The organism is Bacillus sp. 1A, assembly GCF_052682215.1.
This window is the reverse complement of record NZ_JBQYLZ010000001.1, coordinates 5,948,680-5,960,837: the sequence shown is the minus strand read 5'-3', so window position 1 is coordinate 5,960,837 and position 12,158 is coordinate 5,948,680. Positions and strand designations below refer to the sequence as shown.

At 35.4% G+C, this 12,158-nt stretch carries 11 protein-coding genes; 7 read left to right on the top strand and 4 right to left on the bottom strand.

Translation table 11 applies throughout. The annotated features are described in order from the left end of the window. Nucleotides 1-24: 24 nt before the first annotated feature. Complete coding sequence (locus ACUN0F_RS30560) at nt 25-1,644, bottom strand: L-lactate permease (protein WP_445540715.1); 1,620 nt, start codon at nt 1,642-1,644, stop codon at nt 25-27. A gap of 823 nt (nt 1,645-2,467) precedes the next feature. On the opposite strand from ACUN0F_RS30560, the gene ACUN0F_RS30555 reads away from it, so the two are divergent. Beyond that, nucleotides 2,468-2,755, top strand: a complete 288-nt coding sequence (locus ACUN0F_RS30555; RefSeq protein WP_000081429.1) for an ArsR/SmtB family transcription factor — start codon at nt 2,468-2,470, stop codon at nt 2,753-2,755. Nucleotides 2,756-2,946: 191 nt separating this feature from the next. Beyond that, nucleotides 2,947-3,126, top strand: coding sequence for an acid-soluble spore protein H (locus ACUN0F_RS30550; RefSeq protein ID WP_000382688.1), 180 nt, complete (start codon nt 2,947-2,949; stop codon nt 3,124-3,126). Nucleotides 3,127-3,169: 43 nt separating this feature from the next. On the opposite strand, the gene ACUN0F_RS30545 is transcribed toward ACUN0F_RS30550, so the two are convergent. Continuing rightward, complete coding sequence (locus ACUN0F_RS30545; RefSeq protein ID WP_445540714.1) at nt 3,170-4,519, bottom strand: peptide MFS transporter; 1,350 nt, start codon at nt 4,517-4,519, stop codon at nt 3,170-3,172. Between the two features lie 381 nt (nt 4,520-4,900). Next, nucleotides 4,901-5,866 (bottom strand): ABC transporter substrate-binding protein, encoded by a 966-nt coding sequence (locus ACUN0F_RS30540; RefSeq protein ID WP_327974853.1) that lies wholly within the window; start codon nt 5,864-5,866, stop codon nt 4,901-4,903. A gap of 172 nt (nt 5,867-6,038) precedes the next feature. On the opposite strand from ACUN0F_RS30540, the gene ACUN0F_RS30535 reads away from it, so the two are divergent. The 3 genes from ACUN0F_RS30535 to ACUN0F_RS30525 are packed head-to-tail and all read left to right on the top strand — an operon-like array spanning nt 6,039 to nt 8,932. Next, complete coding sequence (locus ACUN0F_RS30535; RefSeq protein ID WP_445540713.1) at nt 6,039-7,043, top strand: FecCD family ABC transporter permease; 1,005 nt, start codon at nt 6,039-6,041, stop codon at nt 7,041-7,043. Beyond that, complete coding sequence (locus ACUN0F_RS30530; protein ID WP_215562632.1) at nt 7,040-8,098, top strand: FecCD family ABC transporter permease; 1,059 nt, start codon at nt 7,040-7,042, stop codon at nt 8,096-8,098. Before ACUN0F_RS30535 ends, ACUN0F_RS30530 begins: the two co-directional genes overlap by 4 nt. A 12-nt stretch (nt 8,099-8,110) precedes the next feature. Further along, complete coding sequence (locus tag ACUN0F_RS30525; protein WP_445540712.1) at nt 8,111-8,932, top strand: ABC transporter ATP-binding protein; 822 nt, start codon at nt 8,111-8,113, stop codon at nt 8,930-8,932. 32 nt (nt 8,933-8,964) lie between these two features. Here the strand turns inward: ACUN0F_RS30525 and ACUN0F_RS30520 are convergent, their stop codons facing one another. Beyond that, a complete protein-coding gene (locus tag ACUN0F_RS30520) occupies nt 8,965-9,696 on the bottom strand; it encodes a class I SAM-dependent DNA methyltransferase (protein ID WP_445540711.1) in 732 nt (243 codons plus the stop codon). Nucleotides 9,697-9,909: 213 nt separating this feature from the next. Between ACUN0F_RS30520 and ACUN0F_RS30515 the strand changes: the two genes are divergently transcribed. Together ACUN0F_RS30515 and ACUN0F_RS30510 are read left to right on the top strand one after the other, a co-directional pair. Beyond that, nucleotides 9,910-11,100 carry a glycine C-acetyltransferase gene (locus tag ACUN0F_RS30515; RefSeq protein ID WP_000095914.1) on the top strand — a complete coding sequence of 397 codons (1,191 nt, stop codon included), beginning with the start codon at nt 9,910-9,912 and terminating at the stop codon, nt 11,098-11,100. Nucleotides 11,101-11,144: 44 nt separating this feature from the next. Further along, entirely contained in the window at nt 11,145-12,110 is a 966-nt protein-coding gene (locus tag ACUN0F_RS30510; protein WP_000723138.1) for an L-threonine 3-dehydrogenase, read from the top strand. Nucleotides 12,111-12,158 lie beyond the last annotated feature (48 nt).

Below are 12,158 nucleotides of genomic sequence, written 5' to 3'. Positions count from 1 at the left end.
GATCCATTTGGATCGGTGTTTTTTTTAAAAGATATTAAATACAGAGTTTAATTGAAGTAAGCTAATGATAGCTAAGAAGATTAAACTGTATTTCATCGCTGTTTTAAATAGGGCAGATTCTTTACCAACTAGTCCAACTGCTGCACAAGCAACGGCTACAGATTGTGGTGAAACCATTTTTGCCATTGTACCACCTACTACGTTTAATGCAACAAGTGTAGAAGGAACGATGTTTAATTGATCTGCAGTTACTGCTTGAAGCGGTGCGAATAATGAACCACTTGATACTACTGAGCCTGTAATGAATACGCCAATCCATCCTAAGATTGGAGAAAGAACTGGGAATGCATTACCAGTAGAAGAGAATGCAAGTCCAAGTGTAGATGACATACCAGAGTAGTTCTCTACGTAAGCTAAAGCGATAACGCTACAGATTGTATATACTGGAGCTTTTAGTTCTTTCATTGTTTCCACTACTAATTCTTTAACCATTTTACCTTTTACGCGGTACACGATAAGTGAAACGATAATTGCTAATACGATTGCAGTAGTTGTAGATGAGAATACATCAAACTTGAAAACAGCTGCGAAAGGTGTATCAGCTTTTGTAATTGGTGTAGTTTTCATAACAGCATTATGAAGACCAGGGAACTGAATGTTAAATACTAAGTTTGCTAGTGCACCATCCGGAGCAAATAAAGCTTTAATTGGTTTTAAATTAAAGATTGTTACGAATGCAGTTAAGAATACGAATGGAGACCAAGCATATAAAATTTGATTAAATGTATGAGATACTTTTTCTTCTTGTTTTTCTTCTTGAGTAGAAGATTTTGGCTGCCAAACACGTAAGAATAATGCAAGAGAAACCATACTTACAACGGCTGCGAAAATATTAGTAAGTTCTGCACCTAAGAAGTAAGTTACAAGGAACTGAGTAACCGCGAAAGAAACACCACTTACAAGAATACCTTGCCAAGTCTCTTTAATACCTTTAATTCCATCAACCATTGATACAAGTAAGAAAGGTAAAACAATACTAATGAATGGTAAAATAAGAACAGTTTGACGACCGATAGTTAATGCGTCTAACTCAGTTAATTGTGCTGGTACTGTGACTGGGATACCCATAGCACCCATAGCACCGCCAGCGATGTTAGCTACTAAACAAATACCTGCTGCTTTTAATGGATTAAAGCCCATACCCACAAGTAATGCAGCTGTAATAGCAACTGGAACCCCTAAACCAGCTGCGCCTTCTAAGAAAGCACCGAAAGAATAAGCGATTAATAATACTTGTAAACGTTGATCATTTGTAATGCTTGAAATACTATCACGAATGATGTTGAATTGCTCTGTTTTAACAGTTAATTTGTAAAGGAAAATTGCTGCGATAACGATAGTACAAATTGGATAAAATCCAGATAAAACACCGAATCCGGCAGATGCTACAGCTACGGTTGCTGGCATTTTATAAACGAATATAGCAAGAATAATAGCGACAATCACACTGTAAAGACCAGCCATGTAACTTTTCATTTTCAGTCCCATTAAACAAATGATGAAGCAGAAAATTGGAAGTGCTGCGATTAGTGCAGATAACCAAATATTGTTTAATGGGTCATAAATTTGTGTCCAAGTACTCATAATAATGACAACTCCTATCTATTTTATGTGAAGAAATTCACATTATTTGTGAAACAATTCACAATCAACTTACATGCTTAGTATATTCTCCTTCAACACTATTGTCAACGTAAAAAAGTATAATTATTCCATAATAGTATTAAAAGAAATGCTTTGTTCATAAAGTAGACAAAAAGCGCACCCAAATGAATTTGAGTGCGCTTTTTGAAGTTATTTCCATATTGTTTTATTTGTTCGTATATCATTAATCTTATATGTTAGATGACGTCTTTGCATTAAGTATATAGGATGTTGAAATAGTTGAAATTTGATAGGTGTCACATGCTGGTCCAAGTTGATCTAGTAAGAAAGAGAAAGCAAATGCATTTAATAGGAAGTTTTGAATAACAGTCTGAGCAAGTACAATACGAATTAAAACAACAATAAGTCAATTTTTAATATTACATTATCTTTTTTGCTGAAAATTCCTTTTAGCATAACAAAGAGATTAAATATGACCCAAATACGTTACGATAGGTTATCAATTATAGACGGTATTTTACAATATCATTACTGTACGTTGCAGTGAGGTGAAAATATAACAAAAAGCCTGATAAAACAACGTTTGTAAGCAAAGTATTCATAGCCCTTACTTTTGCTTTTTCGTTATATCATATAGTATAATATTCAGAATCAGCAAGGATTTTTTCCTGAATTTTTTGCTGATAAAGATGGAAAAATTTTTCGGCTTTATAGGTTGATAAAGTTATGTCGTAACAGGAAATATAAGAACAGATATATAAATAAATAAAAAGAAAATAAAAACGAAAATGAGGGGAACTTTATGAGCCAAAATCAATTCGAATGTCGTATTTCAGAAGAAGATGTACAAATGTTAAGAGCGTTAGCGCATCCGTTACGTTTACGCCTAGTGATGGAACTAATGCAACGTGGAACTTGTAATGTAACACAATTACAGGAAGTGTTAGAAATTCCGCAATCAACGGTTTCGCAACATTTAACGAAATTAAAACAAAATAAAGTAGTACGCTTTGAAAGACGAGGACTAGAAGTGTATTATCAAATTCATAATGATAAAGTAAGTGAAGTTGTAAAAACATTATTTTCTTAAAATTTGAATATTATGGAAAAAGACGTGTGGAATATACGTCTTTTTTTATTTGTCAGAAAGGTAATACGAGAGTAAATATTAGCATGTAAGGAAGAAAAGGCTACCAATTAACATGCTACTGTATGGAATATATTCTAAAGGGAAAAGAAAAGATAGAAAGGAGTGTAGTAAGTAAAAGGAGGAATAGTAGTATGGATGTAAAACGTGTGAAACAAATTTTATCTTCTTCAAGTAGCATTGACGTTACATATGAGGGCGTACCAGTATGGATTGAGAGCTGTGACGAGCAGAGTGGAGTTGCTCAAGTGTATGATGTATCTAATCCTGGAGAAAGCGTTCACGTGAACGTGACGGCTTTAGAGGAGAAGTAATAGAAAAGACGCTTCTAAATGTTTAGAAGCGTCTTTTTATTTCCTATTCCATCATATGTGCGATTTTCTTAGAGAACATAAGAAGTACTAATCCTAGCACGATTACGATAACACCGATGCTTGCGAATACTTCTAAATATCCTAAAGATTGAGTGAAGGCAGCTAATTGTCCTGCTAATAAGTTTGCGAAGCCAGTACCAGCTAACCATACACCCATTAATAATGATGCTAATTTAACAGGAGCGATTGCACTTACCATAGATAATCCGATTGGTGATAAGAATAATTCACCGATTGTATGGAACATGTAAGTGAATACAATGAATAGTAAGTTTGCTTTTATTGCAATATTACCTTCATCGCTACCTGTTTTTAATACAGCTAAAGTTAGTACTAAATATCCAATCCCTAGTAAAATCATACCAAATGCCATTTTTGTTGGGATTTTTAAGTCACCATTTTTCGTTTTTGAAAGTTTAATCCATAATGCAGAAACCGGTAATGCTAGTAAGATAATGAATAGTGGGTTTACAGATTGGAACCAAGGTGTTGGAATTGTAAATCCACCAATTGTACGATCTACGAACTTATCTGTGTAAAGTGTTAAAGAACTACCAGCTTGTTCAAATCCTGCCCAGAAGAATACAACGAAACAAGTTAAAATTAAAATTGCAACTGTACGTTTTTTCTCTTGTGGTGTTAAAGGTTTTTTCTCAATTGCTTTTGCATTTTTTTCTTTAGATTGTTTACCTACAACAGTTGTTCCGATAGACCCTAAGTAACGAGGTGCTAAGAAATTAAAGGCAATCTGACCAATAATCATACCGATACAAGCTGTTAAGAAACCGTATCTATAATCTGCAAAGTAACCGCAAATGAATGGAGCGATAAGAGCTCCTAAGTTAATTCCCATGTAGAAGATAGTGAAGGCACTATCACGACGAGAATCGTTTTCGCTATATAATTGACCTAATAAAGTCGAAATATTTGGTTTGAAGAATCCGTTACCAATAACTAATAATCCTAATCCTAAAAATAGTCCAGTTTTAGTGTTCATTGAAAATAGTACAAAGTTACCAATCGCCATAATGATACCACCAATAGTAATGGCATGGCGTTTCGTAATGAAATGGTCAGTTAACCAACCACCGATAATTGGTGTGAAGTATACTAACATTGTGAAAATACCGTATATTTGTACAGCAACTGCTTTATCAAATCCTAAACCGCCGCTTACTAAGCTCGTTGTTAAATAAAGAACTAATAAGCCACGCATTCCGTAATAACTAAATCTTTCCCATGCCTCTGTAAAGAACAACAAATATAATCCTGGTGGATGTTTTTTTGGTGATTGTTGCTCTCCAGCTTTGTCTAATTTTAAAGCTGCATCCATTTTTGTTTCCCCCTAATCCTGTATAACGGATATTTATGTAATCATTTTAATTTACAAAATATTTAGAAGTCAATAGAATTATATAGAAATAGAAAGAAAATTTCTAAAAAAGTTCTATTTTACTTCGACCGTTACTGTATTTTGCCCTGAAAACGAGATGATAAGCGTTTTCAAATGTAATAATTGAATTCTAAAAGAAAATAAAATAGTGACTAATCAGAAAATTTAGATTAAAATATTTATTCTGATATAGAGAAAATACATTCTATTTACTTTTATAATATAACATATTGGGAATAAAAATACAAAACGAAATAATGTGACATTTAAGTGAATTGAAAAATAACCAGCTCCATAGAAGGGGAGCTGGTTAAGGAAATATTATTTAACAAAGCGTTTTTCGATATCATCTAATAGTAGGTTAGCAGCCATTACACCACCAGCTGTATTCCAAATAACGTCGTCAACTTTGTATGCTTTACCATTTTTCACTGCATTTAAGTTTTTAAATAGTGGATCATTGATATATTCTTTTTCTAATTCAGAGCCTTTTTTCTCGTTTCCTTTATCGAATGTGAAGTAGAATAATACATCGCCATCCATTGCAGAAATACGTTCTTTAGATACGTTACGCTCTGCGAAGTCATCTTTATTTTGATCGCCAGGACGTTTAAATCCAAGTTCTTTTAAAATAACACCAGAGAATGTATCACCGTGATAAATACGAACATCACCAGGCATGAAGCGAACCATAGAGATTTCTTGATTTACTTTATCGCCTAGTTTGGCTTTTAAATCTTTCATACGTGTATCGTAATCAGTTAAAACCTTTTGCCCCTCTTTTTCTTTATTTAATGCTTTTGCATAAAATTTGAAGTTATCTTTCCATTCACCACGTAGTGTTTCAGAGAACACAGTAGGTGCAATTGCTGTTAGTTGCTCGTACACTTTTTCGTGACGCATTTTGTTACCGATAATTAAGTCTGGTTTTAAAGAAGCGATTGTTTCCACGTTCACTTGTCCTTCATCACCAACAACTTTTACATCTTTCATTTTATCTTTAATATGTGGATACCATGGGTCACCAGTCCAAGATTTTACAGCTCCAACTGGTTTCACACCTAATTCAAGTAAAGCTTCAGTACCTTCATTTGTTAAAATGACTACACGTTTTGGATTAGCAGGAACTTCTGTTTTACCCATTGCATGTTCCACAGTCATCATTTCTTTTTTCGTATTTTCTTTTGATTCTTCTTTCGTATTTGACTTTCCACAAGCACTTAAAAGTAATGAAAAGGCTAGTAAAAATACAAATACTGTAAACGATTTCTTTTGCACGAATTTCATTATGTACCCCCTACATACTGAGAAGTTTTTTCAATAGCAAGCATGATATTAAGCTTTTATCTTTTGATTGTCAATACATATGGTTGAAAATAATTCTCATTTCCGTTGACAATGCGAATTAAGTTGAAATACACTTACAACGTATCATTATACATTGAAGGGGAAACGCTGCATGTTATTAAAAACAAATCAAGCAAAATGGATTGGATTATTTGTTGGAATCATTGCAGTCGTTATTTGTATTTGGGGAAGTATTATTTTCGGATATACAAATACGAGTTGGAAATTAGCGTTAGATGCTTTTTTTCATTTTAATGGTTCCAATGAACATATTATTATTCAAAATGTGCGTCTACCAAGGGCATTAATTGCAGCTAGTGTTGGTGCTAGTTTAGCCATTGCCGGTTGTCTTATGCAAACTTTAACGAAGAATCCACTTGCTTCTCCAGACTTTATTGGATTAAATTCAGGTGCTGCTTTCTTCATAGTTGTAGCAATTGTTATTTTTTCCGTGACATCATTATCAGCTTTCACGTGGATTGCCTTTTTAGGGGCAGCAATTGCAGCTGTACTTGTATTTGCTTCTAGTTCTTTAGGAAAAGAAGGGACGACGCCTCTTAAGTTGACGTTAGCAGGGGTCGCAATTAGTGCGTTATTTTCATCATTAACACAAGGATTACTTGTGTTAAATGAAAAAGCGCTTGAAGAAGTATTGTTTTGGCTTGCCGGATCTGTGCAAGGAAGAAAGTTAGAAATTTTACAATCTGTATTCCCATATTTATTAGTAGGTTGGATTGCATCTATTATGATGGCAGGGAAAGTAAATACATTGATGATGGGGGAAGACGTCGCGAAAGGACTTGGACAACGAACAATTTTAATGAAATCATTCGTGTTACTTATTATTGTTCTGTTATCTGGTGGTTCGGTTGCGGTTGCTGGTCCAATTGGATTTATTGGAATTATTATCCCGCATTTTGCCAGATTTCTTGTTGGGGTCGATCACAGATGGAGAGTACCATATAGCGGGTTGTTAGGTGCAATACTATTAATCTTAGCTGATATAGCAGCAAGATATGTCATTATGCCACAAGAAGTACCAGTAGGAGTTATGACAGCATTTATTGGTGCACCGTTCTTTATTTATATTGCACGTAAGAGAGGGCTTAGCAAATGAAGAAGTATATTCCGTTTCGTATAGGAAAAGGCAGGCTCTCGTTTTTAATGTATAAACGAGCTTGTCTCGTCTTATTTAGTTTACTAGTTGTTTTAATAGGATTATTTTTTGCGAGTGCAGGTATGGGAGACATGAAAATTGCTCCTTATGATGTATGGCAAGCGATTACTGGAAATGGCGATGCGATGTCAAATATGGTTGTAAATAAGTTTCGTATGCCGCGTATTTTAATTGCTATCCTTGTAGGAATTGCGCTTGCTATAGCAGGCTGTATTTTACAAGGGCTCGTTCGAAATCCACTTGCTTCTCCAGATATCATCGGAATTACAGGTGGTGCAAGTGTCGCAGTTGTACTCTTTTTAGCTATATTTAGTGATAAAAACAATGCGCTAACTGTAAGCATTCATTATATGCCGTTAGCAGCCTTTGCTGGGGCAACGATTGTAGCGCTTTTTGTATATTTATTTGCATGGAGAAATGATGGGTTATCACCAATTAGTCTTGTTTTAATTGGTGTGGGGTTTTGGGCATTAACGAAAGCGGCAACGACGTTGTTTATGTTGTTAGCGCCAATTTATCAAGCGAGTCAAGCAAATGTATGGATTACAGGTACTGTTTACGGTTCTTCATGGCAAAACGTTATGGTACTTGCACCGTGGGTTCTCATTTTAACGGTAATATCGTTTATAGCTGCTAGACATTTAAATACGCAAGAGCTAGGGGATGATATTGCGGTAGGACTTGGTGTTCCTTTAACGAAGTCACGCGTATTTATGTTATTACTGAGTACAGCTTTAATTGGTGGAGCAGTTGCCTTTGCCGGAGGAATTGGATTTGTCGGTTTAATGGCACCTCATATTTCACGAAGACTAGTTGGTTCTTTATACGGTGCATTACTCCCAGTTGCAGCAATTGTTGGTGCAATTTTAGTGCTCGCAGCAGATTTAATTGGGCGTACAGTTTTCACACCACTTGAAATTCCAGCAGGGGTATTTACGTCAGCAATTGGTGCACCTTATTTTATTTATTTACTTTATAAAAGTCGGAATTCATAAAGGGAGATGAATATGCAAAAAGCATTGGAGACGAAACGTTTGACGTTGTCTTATGGTGAAGCAATTATTATTGATGAGTTGAATTTAGAAATTCCAAAAGGCGAAATTACAATCTTTATCGGTTCTAACGGTTGCGGGAAATCAACTTTATTACGTTCACTAGCTAGATTGTTAAAGCCAACAACGGGTGACATTTTGTTAGATAATCAAGCCATTCAAAGTATGCAAACGAAGCAAATTGCTCGTCAAATGGCAATTTTACCGCAAGGACCGCAAGCGCCAGAAGGACTTACAGTATTGCAACTTGTAAAGCAAGGACGTTATCCATATCAAACATGGCTGAAGCAATGGTCAGAAAAAGATGAAGAAATGGTACAAAGAGCACTTGCAGCAACAGGTATGACAGAATTTGCTGAGCGTGATGTGCATGCTCTTTCAGGTGGACAACGTCAACGTGCTTGGATTGCAATGACGCTTGCACAAGATACAGATATTATTTTACTGGATGAGCCTACTACATATTTAGATATGACTCACCAAATTGAAGTGCTAGATTTATTATTCGAATTAAATGAAACAGAACAAAGAACAATTGTTATGGTATTACACGATTTAAATTTAGCATGCCGCTATGCAGACAATATTGTAGCCATTCAAGATAAACAAATATATGCACAAGGTAAGCCGGAAGAAGTAGTAGATGAGAAGCTAGTACGTGATGTATTCCGAATGGAATGTCAAATCAGTACGGATCCGTTATTTGGCACGCCACTTTGTATCCCGCATGGAAAAGGAAGACGTGTACGTAAAGAGGTTGCTCAGGCAATGAGTTAATGAAAAAAGACGATGAGGATTCATCGTCTTTTTTATTTTTCGCAAGAGAATAAGAGGAAGAGGGGAATTCGTAAACGTCGTTCATATTCTTCTTCGCTCTGAAAATAAGCTTGATTTGGTGTAGCTTCTTTTATATTTGTAATCGTAAATCCGGCTTGTTGTAACAATGTAAAATATTCTTCCGTTGTACGATGATATTTAATAACTTCTTGGTCAATCCAAGGTTCAACGCGTTTTCCCATTTTAAAATAATCATCGACGAGCCAGCTCGTTCTTTTTCCGCTCGTTTGCAAGCTTTCAAATGAAGAAGTAATAACAGGGTGTTGAACGCTAAAAGTAAAGGTTCCATTTGTTTTTAAAGTTTTGTACACATTTTGAAAAATGATAGGAAGATGTTCAATATAATGTAAGGCGAGTCTAGACGTTACTAAATCAAAAGTAGAAGGAGGGTATGTGTAGTCTTTGAGGTTTAAACGATGGACGATTCCATTTTTATTTTCTAGTTGTTTTTTAGCTTTTTCATACATAAGTTCGGAGCCTTCAATACCAGTATAAGAGTGGCAGCCATTCTCTAATAATTCCTCGCCAAACTTGGCGTCACCGCAGCCTAAATCGAGGATTTTCTTTCCTTTCACATCACCAATGAGTTGAAAGAAGGCTGGCTTTTCAAGTGATTCATTTGGGCTATTTTCTCGGTATCTTCGTTTCATATATTGTTCAAAAAATGCTTCGTTATTATATACATCAGATTCAGTAAATGCCATAATTGAAGCCCCCCTTAAATATTTTTTTATTCTACCAAATATGAAAAGTAAATGATAGATTTCTTGTAATGAATCATATATAATCTAGAATTGTAAGCGGTTACTTTAAACTATTTTTCTATAATAAATTCTGAAAACGTGTTAAGCTAGTAGAGGGATTATTAGAACTATTAAGACAATAATCCGCTTACATGAACGATGGGAGGCTTCACGATGTCTAGTAAAACACTTGCGAAATTTTTAGAAGAAAATTTAGAGGATTTAAAATCAAAGGGGCTTTATAACGTAATTGATCCGCTTGAGAGTTCAAATGGACCGATCATTACAATTGGCGGAAAAGAATATATTAACTTATCTTCAAACAACTATCTTGGATTAGCAACAGATAGCCGTTTGCAAGAAGCAGCAATTGGTGCAATTCATAAGTACGGCGTTGGAGCAGGAGCTGTTCGTACAATTAACGGTACTTTAGATTTGCATATTAAATTAGAAGAGACAATTGCAAAGTTTAAACATACAGAAGCAGCAATTGCTTACCAATCAGGATTTAACTGTAATATGGCAGCGATTTCAGCCGTTATGGATAAAAATGATGCGATTCTTTCAGACGAATTAAACCATGCTTCTATTATTGATGGTAGTCGTTTATCAAGAGCGAAAATCATCGTTTATAAACATTCTGATATGGAAGATTTACGCCAAAAAGCAATCGCAGCGAAAGAATCAGGTCTTTACAATAAATTAATGGTAATTACAGACGGTGTCTTCTCAATGGATGGAGATGTTGCAAAATTACCAGAGATTGTTGAGATTGCAGAAGAATTAGATTTAATGACATATGTAGACGATGCACACGGTTCAGGTGTACTTGGAAAAGGTGCAGGAACTGTAAAGCATTTCGGTCTATCTGATAAAGTTGATTTCCAAATTGGTACATTATCAAAAGCAATTGGGGTAATTGGTGGATATGTAGCAGGGAAACAAAACTTAATTGACTGGTTAAAAGTTCGCTCACGTCCATTCTTATTCTCCACAGCATTAACACCAGCTGATGCAGCTGCATGTATGCGATCAATTGAAATTTTAATGGAAAGCACAGAGTTACATGATCGTCTATGGGAAAATGGCCGCTATTTAAAACAAGGGTTAAAAGAACTTGGCTTTAACATTGGGGAAAGTGAAACGCCAATTACACCTTGTATTATTGGTGACGAAGTATTAACACAAGAATTTAGTAAACGTCTAAATGAAGAAGGCGTATATGCAAAATCTATCGTGTTCCCAACTGTAGCTAAAGGAACAGGACGCGTTCGTAATATGCCTACAGCAGCTCATACGAAAGAAATGTTAGATGAAGCAATTCGTAAGTATGAAAAAGTAGGGAAAGAAATGGGCATCATTTAAGTAACGACATCTTTTGAATAGCTTGCAAATGAGGAGTGGGGAAAATGAAAAAAATTCTAGTAACCGGTTCTTTAGGGCAAATTGGTTCTGAATTAGTAATGAAACTTCGTGATGTATACGGTGCATCAAATGTTATTGCAACAGATATTCGTGAAACAGATAGTGAAGTAGTAACGTCTGGTCCATTTGAAACGTTAGATGTAACAGATGGACAAAAACTACATGATATTGCAAAGCGTAATGAAGTAGATACAATTATTCATTTAGCAGCTTTACTTTCAGCAACAGCAGAAAAAAATCCGTTATTTGCTTGGAATTTAAATATGGGTGGACTTGTAAATGCATTAGAAGCAGCTCGTGAATTAAACTGTAAGTTTTTCACGCCAAGTTCTATCGGTGCATTCGGTCCATCAACACCGAAAGATAATACGCCACAAGATACAATTCAGCGTCCTACTACGATGTATGGGGTAAACAAAGTAGCAGGAGAATTACTATGTGATTATTATCATCAAAAGTTTGGTGTTGATACGCGCGGTGTACGTTTCCCTGGTTTAATTTCTTACGTAGCTCCTCCAGGAGGCGGAACAACTGATTATGCGGTTGAAATTTATTATGAGGCGATTAAAAAAGGCACATACACCTCATACATTGCAGAAGGAACATACATGGATATGATGTATATGCCAGATGCTTTACAAGCGATCATTTCATTAATGGAAGCTGATCCAAGTAAACTTGTGCATAGAAACGCGTTCAATATTACAGCAATGAGCTTTGAGCCAGAGCAAATCGCAGCATCAATTCGTAAACACATCCCGACGTTTACAATGGATTACGCTGTAGATCCTGCTCGTCAAACAATCGCTGATAGCTGGCCAAACTCTATTGATGCAACAGCAGCAATGAAAGAGTGGGGCTTTAAAGCAGAATACGATTTAGACAAAATGACAACTGACATGTTGGCTAAGTTAAAAAAAAAGCTCACAGCTGAGTTAGTGATAAATTAATAGGAAGGGTCGATTCTTAGGAATCGACCCTTTTATTTGTATTTTAGG

Excerpts from the sequence above, each read along its gene's own strand:
- ACUN0F_RS30560 (WP_445540715.1), bottom strand. The coding sequence starts at position 1,644 with ATGAGTACTTGGACACAAATTTATGACCCATTAAACAATATTTGGTTA.
- ACUN0F_RS30555 (WP_000081429.1), top strand. The coding sequence starts at position 2,468 with ATGAGCCAAAATCAATTCGAATGTCGTATTTCAGAAGAAGATGTACAA.
- ACUN0F_RS30550 (WP_000382688.1), top strand. The coding sequence starts at position 2,947 with ATGGATGTAAAACGTGTGAAACAAATTTTATCTTCTTCAAGTAGCATT.
- ACUN0F_RS30545 (WP_445540714.1), bottom strand. The coding sequence starts at position 4,519 with ATGGATGCAGCTTTAAAATTAGACAAAGCTGGAGAGCAACAATCACCA.
- ACUN0F_RS30540 (WP_327974853.1), bottom strand. The coding sequence starts at position 5,866 with ATGAAATTCGTGCAAAAGAAATCGTTTACAGTATTTGTATTTTTACTA.
- ACUN0F_RS30535 (WP_445540713.1), top strand. The coding sequence starts at position 6,039 with ATGTTATTAAAAACAAATCAAGCAAAATGGATTGGATTATTTGTTGGA.
- ACUN0F_RS30530 (WP_215562632.1), top strand. The coding sequence starts at position 7,040 with ATGAAGAAGTATATTCCGTTTCGTATAGGAAAAGGCAGGCTCTCGTTT.
- ACUN0F_RS30525 (WP_445540712.1), top strand. The coding sequence starts at position 8,111 with ATGCAAAAAGCATTGGAGACGAAACGTTTGACGTTGTCTTATGGTGAA.
- ACUN0F_RS30520 (WP_445540711.1), bottom strand. The coding sequence starts at position 9,696 with ATGGCATTTACTGAATCTGATGTATATAATAACGAAGCATTTTTTGAA.
- ACUN0F_RS30515 (WP_000095914.1), top strand. The coding sequence starts at position 9,910 with ATGTCTAGTAAAACACTTGCGAAATTTTTAGAAGAAAATTTAGAGGAT.
- ACUN0F_RS30510 (WP_000723138.1), top strand. The coding sequence starts at position 11,145 with ATGAAAAAAATTCTAGTAACCGGTTCTTTAGGGCAAATTGGTTCTGAA.